12 protein-coding genes are annotated in these 15,610 nt (G+C 51.9%); 7 read left to right on the top strand and 5 right to left on the bottom strand.

Going from position 1 to position 15,610, the window contains the following annotated elements; translation table 11 throughout:
- Nucleotides 1-139: 139 nt before the first annotated feature.
- From H6G89_RS29335 to radA, 4 genes are all read right to left on the bottom strand, one after another.
- Nucleotides 140-547, bottom strand: coding sequence for a hypothetical protein (locus H6G89_RS29335; protein WP_190513408.1), 408 nt, complete (start codon nucleotides 545-547; stop codon nucleotides 140-142).
- Nucleotides 548-618: 71 nt separating this feature from the next.
- Nucleotides 619-2,292, bottom strand: a complete 1,674-nt coding sequence (locus tag H6G89_RS29330; RefSeq protein WP_190513406.1) for an EAL domain-containing protein — start codon at nucleotides 2,290-2,292, stop codon at nucleotides 619-621.
- A 221-nt stretch (nucleotides 2,293-2,513) separates the two neighbouring features.
- Complete coding sequence (locus H6G89_RS29325; protein ID WP_190513404.1) at nucleotides 2,514-4,916, bottom strand: PAS domain S-box protein; 2,403 nt, start codon at nucleotides 4,914-4,916, stop codon at nucleotides 2,514-2,516.
- A 141-nt stretch (nucleotides 4,917-5,057) separates the two neighbouring features.
- Nucleotides 5,058-6,623, bottom strand: a complete 1,566-nt coding sequence (gene radA, locus H6G89_RS29320; protein ID WP_190513402.1) for a DNA repair protein RadA — start codon at nucleotides 6,621-6,623, stop codon at nucleotides 5,058-5,060.
- A 294-nt stretch (nucleotides 6,624-6,917) separates the two neighbouring features.
- On the opposite strand from radA, the gene rpaB reads away from it, so the two are divergent.
- The 5 genes from rpaB (at nucleotide 6,918) to H6G89_RS29295 (ending at nucleotide 11,429) form a co-directional block, all read left to right on the top strand.
- The gene (rpaB, locus tag H6G89_RS29315) at nucleotides 6,918-7,646 is read left to right on the top strand and encodes a response regulator transcription factor RpaB (RefSeq protein WP_190513400.1); all 729 of its coding nucleotides are present in this window, start codon (nucleotides 6,918-6,920) and stop codon (nucleotides 7,644-7,646) included.
- Nucleotides 7,647-7,831: 185 nt separating this feature from the next.
- Entirely contained in the window at nucleotides 7,832-8,869 is a 1,038-nt protein-coding gene (plsX, locus tag H6G89_RS29310) for a phosphate acyltransferase PlsX (protein WP_190513398.1), read from the top strand.
- The gene (locus tag H6G89_RS29305) at nucleotides 8,870-9,874 is read left to right on the top strand and encodes a beta-ketoacyl-ACP synthase III (RefSeq protein WP_190513395.1); all 1,005 of its coding nucleotides are present in this window, start codon (nucleotides 8,870-8,872) and stop codon (nucleotides 9,872-9,874) included.
- Nucleotides 9,875-9,887: 13 nt separating this feature from the next.
- A complete protein-coding gene (gene fabD, locus H6G89_RS29300; RefSeq protein ID WP_190513393.1) occupies nucleotides 9,888-10,781 on the top strand; it encodes an ACP S-malonyltransferase in 894 nt (297 codons plus the stop codon).
- A 9-nt stretch (nucleotides 10,782-10,790) separates the two neighbouring features.
- Complete coding sequence (locus tag H6G89_RS29295) at nucleotides 10,791-11,429, top strand: lysophospholipid acyltransferase family protein (protein WP_190513391.1); 639 nt, start codon at nucleotides 10,791-10,793, stop codon at nucleotides 11,427-11,429.
- A 111-nt stretch (nucleotides 11,430-11,540) separates the two neighbouring features.
- On the opposite strand, the gene H6G89_RS29290 is transcribed toward H6G89_RS29295, so the two are convergent.
- A complete protein-coding gene (locus H6G89_RS29290; protein ID WP_190513389.1) occupies nucleotides 11,541-13,397 on the bottom strand; it encodes an SdrD B-like domain-containing protein in 1,857 nt (618 codons plus the stop codon).
- A 223-nt stretch (nucleotides 13,398-13,620) separates the two neighbouring features.
- On the opposite strand from H6G89_RS29290, the gene H6G89_RS29285 reads away from it, so the two are divergent.
- Complete coding sequence (locus H6G89_RS29285; protein ID WP_190513387.1) at nucleotides 13,621-15,111, top strand: CHASE2 domain-containing protein; 1,491 nt, start codon at nucleotides 13,621-13,623, stop codon at nucleotides 15,109-15,111.
- 99 nt (nucleotides 15,112-15,210) lie between these two features.
- Nucleotides 15,211-15,414 carry a hypothetical protein gene (locus H6G89_RS29280; RefSeq protein ID WP_190513385.1) on the top strand — a complete coding sequence of 68 codons (204 nt, stop codon included), beginning with the start codon at nucleotides 15,211-15,213 and terminating at the stop codon, nucleotides 15,412-15,414.
- Nucleotides 15,415-15,610 lie beyond the last annotated feature (196 nt).

Below are 15,610 nucleotides of genomic sequence, written 5' to 3'. Positions count from 1 at the left end.
TGCAATGTAGGGGGTTTGGGGGCTTCGCCCCCAAGAAGGGGTTTCACCCCTTCACCCCTTTCAAAACTTATTTTTTGCTGTACTAGATGCACCCAGCCATAAACCGTGCAATATCTAAAATCCAATAGTGGCTCGATCGCTATATCAAATCCCACCGCAGCAGTGTCTCTGAACTGACCTGGATAATCTCACCGCCAAACGCCTCCGCAAAATTTAGGGCAGCCTCGCGCACCTCATTGAGTTCTAACCGTTGGGCATCACCAGAACCCGCGATCGCCAACTGGTTTTGCGGTTGGTCAATCCAGATAGAGGTTCCCTGGTCAATTACGGGGCGAGGTCGAGTAAAGTGGTGCCACCAGGCGCGATCGCATTGAGCCAGCAAATATCGCTCTGATGGGTCAGCGTCTTGGGGTGCTGTCAACAAGACCAGAGCATTGGTACCGCGTTGCTGTTGCAAGCGGTGGACGACAAAAATTGTGTCAGACGGGCGGTGATGGATCAGGGCGTGCGGATGAAGCCACAGAGGTTTATGCATCAACAGTTGCATAGGATTCAGGCGATTGCTCTAGACCGCAATGAAGGTAGTACAGGTTAATACAATTGTACTAATTCTTTCGCCTAGTGTGGTTGATGGGCGTGAGCCATTGCCAACTTTTGCTGAAGGAATGAGACTGCGGCTTCTGCGCTCACTGGTTTTGAGAAGAAATAGCCCTGAGCATAGTCACACCGCAACGCTTTAAGTTGGGCGTACTGCTTCAGGGTTTCTACGCCTTCAACGACGACATTCATGCCCAAATTCCAGGCAAGTTTAACGATCGCCTGCACAATCTCCAACTGCTCCACTTCCGAGTCAATCCGATTGACAAAGGAACGATCAATTTTCAGCGTATCCAGTGGGAAGCGGTGTAAATAGGACAGAGACGAATATCCCGTACCAAAATCGTCCACACACAACTGAATGCCACACGCCTGCAACTGCTTTAAGGTCGCGATCGCCGTTTCTGGGCTGCTCATAATCGAGGTTTCTGTGATCTCCAGCTTCAACGTGTTGGGGGCGATCGCCGTTTCTCGCAAAATGGTAGCTACTTCCTCAATCAGGTTTGGTTGCGAGAGTTGTTGGGCAGACAGGTTCACATTCATGGTTAGCGGTGGCTCTAACGGAAACTCTTGCTGCCAGCGACGTAGCTGCTCACAGGCTTGCCGCAACACCCATAGCCCAATTGGGTGAATCAGTCCCGCTTCTTCAGCAATGGGCACAAATTTAGCCGGAGAAACCAACCCCTCCTCGGGATGGAACCACCGTAGCAATGCCTCAAACCCAACAACCTGGTCACTCGTCAGAGACATCACAGGTTGATAATGCAGTTGAAACTCATGCCGCTCCAACGCCATCCGCAAATCAGTCTCAATCTGAAACCGCGAAATCGCCTCACGCCGCACCTGAGCATCAAACATCTCGTAACAGTTGCCACCCCGCGCCTGAGCGCGATGCAACGCTGTTGCAGCGTCATGTAACACGTCCTCAGGGTGTTCATAGCCTTGTTGTCCCCAGGTTATGCCCAGGCTAGCCGTCAAGAAGATCTCTTGTTGGTAGAGCCTGAAGGGACAGCTTAACCGCCGCTGAATCTCAGAGGCGATCGCAAAAATTTCATCTACTGTCTGCACTTGATGAATCAGAATGGCAAACTCGCTATCCTGCAATCGGGTTAACACGCCAAACGACTCTACATAGGTTGCCAACTGCTGGGCGATCGCCACCAACAATTGCTCGCCTGCCATTCGTCCCAGACTATCGCTGACAACCTGAAACCGATCGAGTGCGACAATCAGTACCGCAAAGGAATGCTTGGGAGCGTGTTGAGTCCGAGCGATCGCCTGACGCAACGAACTCATAAACAATGTGCGGTTGGGTAGCCCAGTCAAGCGGTCATAATAAATTCGCTTGTGTCCTGTTTGGGCATGGGGTAAGGGCTTGAGTTCATCCACTTCTACGTCTAAAGGCACTGCAACAGGATTGGCATCGTGAGACAATTCCGAGTCATCCTCTAGCATTTCCACGACCTTCATCAGGCGATCGGTGTTGCTCAGTGCAATTTCTAACATCCGTTGCCCTTTGGGTGAAAGCGTCCCCATCATTCCTGTGAGTAACAGTCCAAGGGCAGCCCGAATGGAGGTCAACGGTGCTCGTAACTCATAACTCACAATGGAAGTAATGTCATCCGATTTTTCAGATAAATCATCGCCTATTTGCCAGAGGTTGTGCTGTTGCTCAGAATGATCCATATGAGCCATAGTTTGTTTTTGGGTTTTCATATCCTGGAGTAATATTTGAGCGAAACAGATTAACAATTCATAGTTATAGTGCTACGCCTCAAGCCTAGGAGGGGGTGTGGGGACTGCGCCCCGTCCTAACTTTTGTTATGGCATTGCATGTCATTGGATTGACTGCTATTTCTAATCAAAGAAGGGGTCGCGATCGCCAACCTTAAAGTTGATGATTGATGCCGAATTTTTTAATCACCCTCTTGTTTTAAGTCTGCCCAATTTTGATGAGGCAATATATTGGTGTGAGGCAAGACCTTGACCGGGAGGAGTGCATTTGCTTGGCGTAATATGGTCATGCAAGGTAAGACGACATAAAACGTGCTGCCTACACCTAAACAACTCTCGACCCAAATACGTCCTTGATGCTGTTCTACTAAGTTGCGGCAAATTGCCAGTCCTAACCCTGTGCCTCCTCTGATACGAGCGTTCGAGGCATCAACCTGGTGAAAACGCTCAAACACGGTCTCCAATCTGTCAGTGGAAATACCAATTCCTTGATCCTCAACTCGAATCAAAATGTGTGTTTCGGGAGAGGTATCCGAGATATTATTCGAGTCATTCTTTGCGGTGGATGGCTCTACGAATGGCTCAACAGTAATGGTGACTCTGCCATGTTTAGATGAGAACTTAATCGCATTTTGGAGCAACTGTTCAAATACTTGAGTAAGCCGCGTAGAATCGGCGTACATCAGGGCTGAGATAGTCGATGTTGAAATTGAGATTTCTGCTTCGTTGGCGATCGCCCGAACTGACTCCAAAGCCGCCTGAATAATATCTGCAATGTCACAGGATCGTTTTGACAACTGATAGTTGTTCGGGTCAACATCCAAAATGTTATTAATGAGGGAGATCAATCGATTTGAATTCGCTAACGCTATCTCCAACATCCGTTGCCCTTTGTGGGATAGTTCTCCTAGTCTTCCAGTTAATAACAACTCTAACGATCCCCTGAGAGATGCCAACGGAGTTCTCAGTTCATGGCTGACCATGGCAATAAACTCATCTTTCATGCGTTCCATTGCCATTTGAGCACTCGTGTCACGGGCAATGATAGAAGTTCCTATGACTCTGCCATCTATAGCTCGAATCGGAGATGGGGTTAACGACACATGAATCCACCTGCCATCCTTTCGGACGTGTTGCGTCTCATGCCGCTCTAAAAATTGAGCGATAGACGGATAATCCGTGGTTGCGAGGTCTGGGTCTGAGTCAGATTGTACGGTCAACAGGGTGATCAATTTACCGTAAACCTCAGCCTGTGAATAGCCGTAGATGCGCTCTGCTCCGGCGTTCCAACTTTGAATGCTGCCATCTAAAGCAATGCCGATAATAGCGTCGTTTGAGGATTCGACAATGGCTGCCAGTTGGGAACTCGCTGCCTGAGCTTGTCGGCGATCAGTCATGTCTAACCCAGTGGCAATAACGTATTGCACCGCCCCCGACGGATCTAGTAGGGCAGTCTGCACCCAGGCGATCGGGTGCTCTTGCCCTTGTTTGGTCAGCCAACTCCCTTCGTATGCCCTGGGAAATTGGTCTGGTTGTAAGTTGGCAAATTGGGCTTGAACCGTTGCCCGTTCGTCCGTTGGTAAGAGAACGTCCCAAACCGACCTGTTTCTGACCTCCTCAAAGGAATAGCCCGTGATGCGCTCACAGGTGCGGTTAAATCGAACAATTTTGCCTTGAACATCAAACACGACGACCAACGCACCCACCGTATCCAGGATTGCGGTTGTAAAGTCACGTTCTGTCTTGAGAACATCTTTGATTCGCTGTTGCTGATACATACCGCGGTAGAGGAGCCAGACAATCAGCGGCACGATGAGTAACCCCTGCTGATTTAGCCCCGGTAGAGTGTGAGTGAGTCCCTGCAACCCGGTCATCAGCCAGACCAGCCAACCGGACTGACCTGTAGACTCTAACGCATGGGTGGTGATTGCAGAGGCGATCGCCCCAATCAATTGGAAGGTAGCGAGGGAAGCTCCAACGGCGACCCCAAGGACAGCCCCCCAAAGCATTCTCCGTGCCAGACTGGGCGGTTGTAGCATCTGCCCTGTCTGCCGGGATGCCTGACGTTCAAACAGGGTGTGTTCTAAATCTGAAAGATGACGCCGCAGTTCCAATTGCCTGGTCACCTGGCGTGCAAGGATTTTTAATCCTTCAAGCTGGTCGGGTTTCAACTCCCTGGGAACCTTGTCAATCGCACAAAGCGTTCCTAGCCTGTATCCCTCCAGCGTCACCAATGGCACTCCGGTGTAAAAGCGGATATAGGGTTCACCTGTCACCAGGGGATTGTTCTGAAAGCGTGGGTCTAAAAGCGTGTCAGGAACAATCAGCGGATCAGATTGAAGGATAGCGTAGTCACAAAAGGCGATATTTCGAGAGGTTTCAGCCGCATCTAAACCGACTTTGGCTTTAAACCACTGCCGCTCTGAATCGATCAGACTGATGAGTGCTATGGGGGTATTGCAAATCTGGGCTGCAAGACGAACAAAATCATCAAATGCTACTTCTGGAGCCGTATCTAAAATCTTGCACTGCAACAATGCTCGCAACCGATCTAGCTCATTATCGGGCAGAGGGATCTGGGTCATCTGAATCGTACTCACCTTTGGGCAGAGCTGAAGTGCGAAAATTCATTCTTTGTTCTTAAATATGCCCCGCTCCAGAGTGGGGAGAAACATCAGATCCTTAGAACCTTGGGAATGAGAGCTATGTTTAGGCGGGTGAGGGGTTTATGCCTCGGTTTCAGCAACGCTTCCTGCTAAGGCGGTGGCGATCGCATCCACGACTCGTGCCACAGGAATCACCTCTAGCTCCGAGCTGACATTGGCTTGATGGGCAGGCACGATCGCTCGTTTGAATCCCAATTTTGCGGCTTCTTTCAGCCGTAGTTCTAACTGAGACACCGATCGGACTTGCCCTCCCAAGCCTACTTCCCCAATTAAGACTGTTCCCGGATCAACGACGCGATCGCGAAAACTGGCAGCAACCGCGATTGCCACCCCCAGATCGGCGGCAGGTTCCCCCACGTTTAGCCCCCCGGACGAGGAGACATAGGCATCCAGCTTAGACAGCGGAATTCCCACTCGCTTCTCCAACACCGCCAGGATTTGTAAAAAACGGTTGTACTCAATTCCCGTGGTGGAGCGACGCGGAGAAGCATAGCTGGTGGGGCTGACCAATGCCTGTAGTTCGACCACTAACGGACGAGTGCCCTCACAGGCAACAATCGTAGCTGTGCCAGAGCTGTGCTCGTCGCGGCTACCCAGAAACAACTCCGAGGGATTCAGCACCTCCTCTAAGCCGCGATCGACCATCTCAAACACACCCAGTTCGTGAGTCGCGCCAAAGCGGTTTTTGACCGATCGCAACAAGCGATGACTGGCAAAGCGATCGCCCTCAAAATAGAGGACGGTATCGACCAGGTGTTCCAACACCTTGGGTCCAGCGATCGCCCCTTCCTTAGTGACGTGTCCCACAATAAATAGGGTAATGTGCTCCCGTTTGGCAACCTGCATCAACGCCGAGGTACATTCCCGCACCTGAGCGACTGACCCCGGAGCGGAGTTGAGCGACGCAAAATAAAGTGCCTGGATGCTATCAATCACTGCCACTTGAGGACGCAGCGACTCCAATTCCAACAAGACCGTTTCCAGATCCGTCTCCGGCATCAAATACAGACTAGACGTAACCGAATCTACTCCTTCTCGCTTCTCGCTTCCTTCTTCTTTCTTCCCGCTTCCTTCTTCTTGCGTCTCTCCTAACTGGTGCAGACGCGATAAATCGCGCCTCTTCTCGCTTCCTTCTTCTTGCTTCTCTCTTCCCGTGACACCCAACCGCTGTGCTCGCAACTTCACCTGTTGACCTGACTCTTCAGCACAGACATACAGCACTCGATAGCGTTCTGCCAGACGGGTTGCTACTTGTAGCAATAGGGTAGATTTGCCAATGCCTGGGTCGCCCCCAATCAATACCAGAGAACCGGGGACAATGCCGCCCCCCAATACCCGGTCTAACTCGACGTAGCTAGAGGAGAGGCGGGTCTGGGGATGATCGCTGATTTGGGGCAGGGTGAGAGCGGCGATCGCCTGGGGTGGAGCGTCTTGACCCGACTTTCGGGCTTTGGTGCTGGCTCGTGAAGCGGCAGCGGTACCAGCACGGGCAGGGGTCGCGGCTGAGGGTGCGGCAACCTGCTCAACCATGGAGTTCCAACTGCTACAAAAAGGACATCGCCCAAAATATTGAGCAGACTCAGCACCACACTGATTGCAAACATAAAGCGATCGCAGTTTCGGCATGTGTTAATCCAATAACATCCTGTTCCAAATAGAGTGAGGAGGTGAGGGAATCAGAGGCGATTTTAGAGGGCAAAAACTAAAGATATTCCGTTCAAAACATCCCGTTATTCACTAACAACACTATTCTGAATTCGTTTAGATAACTGAAGAAAATCAATCAAATCTTAAAAAACTCTGAAGCGTAGCTATATCAGTGGCTTCGAGGTTCTTACTATTGATCTAATGGGGTACTATCTTAATGATAAAGTGAATAAATTTAATATCACTCAATCACTTTAAGGAGTGTTAAGTAAATTGGAAAGCCAAAAAGAAAAAATCCTCGTTGTGGATGATGAAGCTAGCATCCGCCGTATCCTTGAAACCCGCCTCTCAATGATCGGCTACGATGTTGTGACCGCCGCAGATGGAGAAGAAGCACTCGAAACATTTCGTCACTCTGACCCCGACCTGGTGGTGCTGGATGTGATGATGCCAAAGCTAGATGGCTATGGCGTCTGTCAGGAGCTTCGCAAAGAGTCAGATGTACCCATCATCATGCTGACGGCTTTAGGCGATGTCGCCGACCGGATTACCGGACTGGAGCTGGGTGCTGACGACTACGTCGTTAAGCCTTTCTCCCCTAAGGAATTGGAAGCTCGGATTCGCTCCGTGTTGCGACGGGTTGAAAAAGTCGGGACGACTGGCATTCCCAGTTCGGGCGTGATTCAGATCAATACCATTCGGATTGATACAAATAAGCGGCAAGTCTACAAAGGGGATGAGCGCATCCGCCTCACAGGGATGGAGTTCAGCCTGCTAGAGTTGCTCGTCAGTCGGTCGGGTGAACCTTTCTCGCGCTCGGAGATTCTCCAGGAAGTGTGGGGTTATACGCCTGAGCGACACGTCGATACACGGGTGGTAGATGTCCACATTTCTCGCCTGCGTGCCAAGCTTGAGGATGATCCCAGCAATCCAGAGCTAATCCTGACCGCACGAGGAACGGGATATTCCTTCCAGCGGATTGTTCCCCCTGGAGAAGAATAGGATTCGGGAAAACTCAAGTTTCCTCTCAAACAGGTTGATTTGAAGAGGTGGATTGCCGATTTTGCGCGGTGATGAGGAACGTTGGGGTCGTAAAACTTAAAAAATCCTGAGTCTATCCTTCAAGCTTCACCGTCATGAGTAGAGTCCATCTGATAAAATCTTTGAGGTTTCTATAACTTTGATCAATGGGATCAACTCGGGCACGGATCGCAGTAGATGCGATGGGAGGGGACTACGCCCCCACTGAAATAGTCGCTGGCGCATTAAGGGCACAGCAAGAGCTAGGGGTAGAGGTTTTGCTGGTGGGTGATCCCCAACAGATAGAAGCCTGCATGAAGCATCACAACCCCTCAATTCAGATGGAGATTGTGCCATCTGAAGGAGTGGTTGAAATGCATGAAGAGCCTCTAGGTGCATTACGACGCAAACCTAAAGCGTCGATCAATGTCGCCATGGATTTAGTTAAGCAGAATCGGGCAGATGCCGTTGTTTCTGCGGGTCATTCTGGTGCAGCAATGGCTTCGGCTCTGCTGCGGTTAGGTCGTTTACCTGGAATCGATCGCCCAGCGATTGGCACCGTGTTGCCAACGATGATAGCGGGCAAGCCTGTTCTAGTTTTGGACGTCGGAGCCAATGTCGATTGTCGTCCAAAGTTTTTAGAACAGTTTGCGGTTATGGGCACGGTCTATTCCAAATACGTTTTGGAAATTGACGAGCCAAAGGTCGGGTTGCTCAATATCGGTGAGGAGCCATCCAAGGGCAATGATTTAGCCCTGCGAACTTATGAATTGTTGCAAAGCAATTCGCAAATTACCTTTGTGGGTAATGCGGAAGGACGGGATGTGCTAACAGGTCACTTTGATGTGGTTGTCTGTGATGGCTTCGTTGGAAATGTGTTACTCAAGTTTGCCGAAGCGATGGGTGAAGTCTTGCTGCAAATCTTGCGGGAAGAGTTGCCTCAAGGCTTGCGTGGCAGAATTGGGACAGCTTTTCTAAAGCCTAATCTCCGTCGGATTAAACAGCGCATTGACCATGCTGAGCACGGTGGAGGGTTGCTGCTGGGAGTGGCAGGCATCTGCATCATTAGTCATGGCAGTTCACAGGCACCGTCGATCTTTAATGCGGTTCGCTTTGCTAAGGAAGCCGTAGATCATCGAGTCCTGGAACGCATCCGAACTCAGTATGACAATGTGACGACAGCGACGACAGAGAGTGGTGATTAGATGCCGCAACAACAATTAGGACTGGGGGTCGCCATCACTGGCTGTGGCTCTGCTGTACCCTCTACTGCTTTAGACAATGAGGGCTTAAGCCAGGTTGTAGAGACATCGGATGAGTGGATTTCGTCTCGTACGGGTATTCTGCGGCGACGATTGGCTGACCCACAGACTCCCCTGAGAGCGATCGCCGCGACGGCAGCGCAACAGGCGTTGGAGATGGCGGGTATCACTCCCCTGGATGTTGATCTGATTATTTTGGCGACCTCAACGCCAGATGACCTGTTTGGCACGGCTAGTCAAATTCAGGCATCGTTAGGAGCCTCGTCGGCAGTCGCTTTTGATTTGACAGCCGCTTGTTCTGGCTTCGTCTTTGGGCTGGTGACTGCCTCTCAGTTTATTCGCACTGGGGCTTACAGCACAGTCCTGTTGATTGGAGCAGACATTCTGTCGCGCTGGGTGGATTGGAGCGATCGCCGCACCTGTGTGTTGTTTGGCGATGGGGCAGGGGCAGTCGTGCTCCAGGCTCATACAAGCGATCGCCTGTTAGGGTTTGAGCTACGCAGTGATGGCAGTCAAAATGAGTTGCTCAACCTGGCATATCAGCCAGAGCCTAAAGCGTTGACGGATACCGTCACGATTGGTCAGGGGACGTTTCACCCGATCACGATGAATGGTCAGGAAGTGTACCGCTTTGCGGTCAAGCGTGTCCCTGAAGTGATTGAGAAAGCCCTGTTTCGGGCAAATCTCACGGTGAATCAGGTCGATTGGTTGTTGTTGCATCAGGCAAATCAGCGCATTCTCGATGCGGTTGCCCAGCGTCTTTCCATCCCCAGCCATAAGGTATTAAGCAATATGGCAGATCATGGCAATACCTCGGCAGCTTCCATTCCACTGGCATTGGATGAGGCAGTCCGTCAGGGCAAAATTCAGCCTGGCGATGTGATTGCCAGTGCGGGTTTTGGTGCGGGGCTGACATGGGGTGCAGCAATCTTTCAATGGGGCAGATAAGGATAGGTTCGAGATGACTAAAACAGCGTGGGTGTTTCCGGGACAAGGCTCTCAGGCGATTGGCATGGGTGCCGATATGTTTGTGCTGCCTGAGGCTCAAGCCAAATTAGCGCAGGCGGAGGAGATTTTAGGCTGGTCGGTCGCTGAGGTCTGCCAGAGCGAAGATGATAAGGTGTCCAAGACGCTCTATACTCAGCCCTGTCTCTACACGGTTGAGACTCTGTTAGTAGATGCGTTGCGATCGCAGGGACACACGCCCAACTTGGTCGCGGGACATAGCCTGGGAGAATACGTTGCGCTGTATGCGGCGGGTGTTTTTGATTTTGAAACCGGGTTGCGTCTGGTCAAACGCCGCGCTGAACTGATGGATGGGGCTTCTGAAGGCGTGATGGCAGCGTTGATGGGGTTCGATCGCACCGAGTTAGAGCAAAAGATTCAAGAAACCTCGGATGTCGTTTTAGCGAACGACAACAACCCAGGGCAAGTCGTCATTTCAGGCACTGCTGAAGGCGTAGACGCTGTGTTATCCCAGGTCAAAGCCAAGCGAGCCGTTAAGCTGAATGTTAGTGGGGCGTTTCATTCCCCATTGATGGCATCGGCGGCAGCAGAGTTTCAAGCTGTGTTAGAACCCGTTGCCTTCTCCGATGCTCAAGTTCCCGTCCTCTCTAACGTTGAACCGATTCCGGCAACGGATGCAGCCACCCTCAAGGAGCGGTTGACTCGTCAGATGACTGGTTCTGTCCGGTGGCGGGAGATTTCGCTGCAATTAGCAGACGACGGTGTTGAACGAGTGGTTGAAGTGGGTCCGGGGAATGTATTGACGGGCTTAATTAAGCGCACCTGCTCCGGTTTGGCACTGACCAACGTTAATAGCCTTGCTGCGTTAGATGCCCTGGAGCAATCATAGGAAACCGCTATGGGTAACCATCGCGAACCTTGGGTCAGTTTGCAACTCTATCACTTGTTCAAGTGGCTGGTGGTTGCGCCGATGCTGCGGGGTTACTTTCGGGGGCGATCGCACGGTCTAGAACACATTCCTCAACAGGGACCGCTGATTGTGGTTGCCAATCATGCCAGCGACTTCGATCCACCGATTTTGTCCTGCTGTATGCGCCGCCCGGTGTCCTACATGGCAAAAGAGGAGTTGTTTCGAGTGCCAGGTCTGGGGCAGGCAATTCGCCTTTATGGAGCCTATCCGGTCAAACGCGGTTCAGCCGATCGCAGTGCCATTCGTGCAGCCCTGACGCAATTAGAGGCAGGATGGGCAGTCGGCATTTTCCTGTCGGGCACTCGTACCCCCGATGGACGCATTCCCTCTGCCAAATTGGGGGCGGCAATGGTGGCGGCAAAGGCTCAGGTTCCTCTACTTCCTGTAAGCCTGTGGGGGACGCACCGGATTATCGCCAAAGGACGATTGCTCCCTCGTCCTGTGCCAGTAACGGTTCGGGTGGGTCAGGTCATCGCCCCACCGCGCTCAACGCAGCGTGAAGACCTGGAGGCTGTGACGCAAGCGTGTGTTGATGCGATTCATGCTCTCCATGATTTGGGACGTTAGGCTTGTCCGATCGAAATATAGCCGTAGCCACACGCGATAGGGCGGAGGCGAGTCGGAAAGCTCACCCAGAATCAGTATTTGAGCGATTGTCATCGTTGCTCATTCTTTTGTCTAGACCCAGAAATTGCTGTTGCTCACCGTAGTGGTGACAACATTTTCCAGAACTGCCAATCGGTTGAAGCGGATGCCGCCGATGTCACCATTAAAGTCAACGCTGACAACCGTATGAGCACCGATTTGGGTCAGGCGAATGTAATCAGCGATCGCCTCAGAGCTATCAAAACCCGGTTGAGCGAATATGCCTCTCAAATCGATTAGATCCTGCCTGCTGTCAAAGTCGGTGATGCGATCGACCCGATCTTGAGCGGTGAGGTAAACAAAGCGATCGCGCCCGGTTCCTCCGGTGAGGGCGTCTCTGCCACTGTCACCGACCAGGACATCATTGCCGCTGCCGCCATTCAGGGTGTCTGTCCCTGCGCCACCAAACAGGGAGTCATTGCCAAGTTCGCCATTGAGTTGGTCGTTGCCATCTGCTCCCAGGATGCGATCGCGCCCACCCCCCCCGTTGATGACGTCGGCAGCGGCGGTTCCCACCAGATCATCATTGCCGTCGGTGCCTGTGATTGGGGCAGGAGTCGGTGTGGGTTCGGGTGTGGGTGTGGGAGTCGGCGTCGGGGTAGGAGTCGGCGTCGGGGTGGGAGTTGGTGTACTGAGTTGGCGGATGCCGAAATTAAGATTGCCGATGGTGGCGTTGTTGCCGAGTTGTATCTGGTAGGTGTTAGGGCTGCCCGTGGGGAAGGTCTGCTCCCACCCTGGCTGAATCAGCGCAGCAATTGTGTAGCTGCCTGCGGCTAATCCTGTGAATTGGTAGGCTCCGTCGGAGTTGCTCAGGCTAGTCGGTTCGGTAGTATTGAACTGCCCATCCTGGTTTAGATCAAGATAGAGTGTCCAACCCGCAAGTCCAGTTTCGTCAGAGTCGCGATCGCCATCCCCGTTAGCATCCTGCCAGACACTTCCCGACAGGCTTCCGGTGGGAGGCAAGGTTGCAAGAATGCTGTCAATCCAGGCGAGTTTGTCTGGCTCTGACACAATGACGCCGCCGCCCCCCGTGCCAAACGTTCCCTGAATGGTTCCCGGTAAGCCAAAGCCTTCAGGAAAGGCAAAGGCAAAGGTGTTGACGCCCGCTAGCAAGAGGCGATCGCCCTGTTGAATAAAGCTGGGCCCCCCAGAATCACCAGGACCCACAGACGTCTCAATCGTGTTACCCAACGTCAACCCGGAGCCGACCCCAGCAAACAAGTTGCTGAAAGCATTGGGACCGTCAAAGTCGTAGATAAAAGCCCCTTCCAGCGTCAGATCGACCTGATTTTGTCCCACCCGTTTCTGGTCAAAGCTGGCTGTGCCGGGAATATTTCCAGAGATGCCATCGCCTGTGGTGCCATAGCCCACGAGTGTTAGAGTGGTGCCTGTGGTAAGGGGTTGGCGATTGAGATCATAAATCGGCACTCCTGCGGGCAAATCACGGCTGAGGGTAATGATGGCAAGGTCATTGCTGACGGTGTCATCAAAGCCCTGGTAACCCGGAAAGATTTGCAATGACTCAGCCGCAATTCGGTCAGAGAGAATGCGCCCAAAGTTGAGGTTAAAAATGACATTTTCGGGCAATACGTCATTTAATCCGTCATCATCAAAATCAAGTAAATGCGCTGCCGTGAGGATGTGGCGACGGCTAATCGGGGTGCCTGATCCCAAAAAGTCTCCTGTACCCGGAAGAGACACTCCGATGCTGCCAACCCCTGCATAGGGGGAGGTGCGAGTGTTGGGGTCAATGCGTTGGTCGGGTGAGTCAGGGGGATTGCCGTTTGGAGCACCCGCTAAAATCACGGGTTGAGGGATAAACTGATTGAGAGCAATCGCCGAAGCATCCTGTGCGATCGCTGACGAAGCAGCAGAAACCGAGTCAACCATCACACTATCCTCAATAAAGATGCTAAATCTGTTGAAAACTAGCGGTAAAGATCAATCTTGAGATGCTTTTAGGATAGCTGCAAAAAAATCTTGTGCCAAAAAAGTGATGCTTGTTACCTCCCTATAATGCTCCCTTGGCAGAGAAAATTAAGAATTAGGCATTTGCTCTAGACGATTCCAATGGAACAATGGAGCATAAGCAGAACCAACCTTAACAGTGAAAATGGTGCAACATTTTCGGTTTTTCACGAACCGCAATCGTCGGCAATCACTTCTAAAAGCCCTGGGTGGCACCGTCTTGCTCACCAGTGCGGTGGTCACTGGGGCGGTGCTACTTCTGCGGCAACTGGGGGCACTGGAAGGCGCAGAACTCAGTGCCTACGACACTCTCATGCAACTGCGTCAGACCAATGACTTTGAAAATCGATTGCTGGTTGTTGGCATCAGTGAGACTGATATCCAAACGCGCAACGAGTTTCCCATCGAAGATGGTACCCTGGCACAACTGTTAGAACGTCTTCTGGAGAATCAACCCCGTGCGATTGGTATCGACATTGCCAGAGATGTACCCCAGGGCAACAATCGGGATGCACTGTTGCAAATTTTGGAAGAGAGCGATCTGATTGCCGCTACCTGCGTTTTGAGTTCTAAAGAGGAACCTGGCTTAGCTCCTCCTCCGGGAGTTCCCGACGATCGCATTGGTTTTGCAGATTTACCCCAGGATCGGTTAGGCGTAATTCGGCGCAACACCCTAGTGTCAACGCCTGACATTTCAGACCAACCGATTGTCAAACCCAGTCTGTGTAGTGATCCCAACAGCCAACCCCTCTCCTTAAGTTTGCTCCTGTCCCTGATGTATTTGGAGCGAGAAGGAATTACTGCCACAGAAGCAGAGAGCGGAGATATCCAGATCGGCTCCACGATTTTTCATCGCCTCTCACCGAATGCCGGGGGATATCACAATGAAGACGTGGTCGATTATCAGATTTTGTTGAACTACGGCGGACTGGAATCGATTCGGCAAGTCACGTTGACCGATGTGTTAGAGAACCGGATCGATCCCAACTGGGTGCGCGATCGCGTCGTCTTAATCGGCTACACCTCCCAAACCGTCAAAGATTTGTTCTTCACTCCACTGGGCGGAGATGCGGCAGAGCGCGAGACATTTATGCCAGGAGTGGTTATTCATGCCCATGCCACCAGTCAGATTTTGAGTGCAGTGCTCGATCAGCGTCCCTTGATCTGGTACTGGGCAGAAGGCGTTGAGATGGTGTGGATCTTGGGCTGGGCTGTGGTCGGTGGCGTGGTGGCGTGGTCTACTCGCAAAACCCTCGTCCTGGTGGGTTCTGAAATAGCTGCGCTGGGGGTGTTATACGGAATTTGTTATCTCATCTTCCTCAACAGTGGATGGGTGCCCCTTGTGCCTCCGGCGATCGCCCTGGTTATTAGTGCTGTGGGTGTCATCGTCGTCGATCGGGCAAACAAAGGTGGCTACACGCAGGCAATCTATGAGCAGGTGCGTGACCAGGTGAAAGTCGTCCTCAAACCCAAGATTGAGATCGACCAGGAAAAACGTGCCAAACAGGTGTCTGAAATCACAGAAACAGGGTATTTCCAGGACTTGATGCAACGTGCCAAAACCATTCGAGAAAAGCGAGCCACTGAGGAAAATACAGGTTTCCCCAAATCGCCAAAGCCCCCTGAAGAGGGTTAGGCAAAAGGTCGGCAGGTAGAAGAGTAGATAGGGGATATAGCAACTGTCGAGGCCGTCATCCTTGGGTGTACCCAGTAATTGGAGGACTGAACCCGGCGAATGAATTCGCGGCGATTGGAGCAAAGTCCGCCGACGCGGGCTAAGGGTTTGAACCGGCGTAGGCAGGTTTTGTTCTGGTGGCGTTCGACTGAGCTCACGCCGAAGTCTGCGGTTTTAACCGCCACTCCCCTAACCGTTAGATGTACCCGTCATCCTCCTGTTCTGCTCCCTCTGTCCTATGGCTTCGTCTATCTCAACCATTGATGGAGAAGGGGTTCTCACTTCTGAAAGAGGGCTGAGGCTAATGTTGAGATTTAGGGTGTTAGTACGTTGGTTTTTAACATACTGCATTTAACCCTGGCTCTATAGCTGTTTCGGGGAGATCGGTAATAGGATCTCCAAGAGTGTGGAGAGTAGGGCTTTACCTCGCTTGCGAGCATTGTGAACCACCTCGAAGAAC

The sequence above is a fragment of the Oscillatoria sp. FACHB-1407 genome, assembly GCF_014697545.1.
In the GTDB taxonomy this organism is placed as follows: domain Bacteria; phylum Cyanobacteriota; class Cyanobacteriia; order Elainellales; family Elainellaceae; genus FACHB-1407.
The sequence above is the reverse complement of the archived record's forward strand: the minus strand, read 5'-3'. Positions and strand labels throughout refer to the sequence as shown.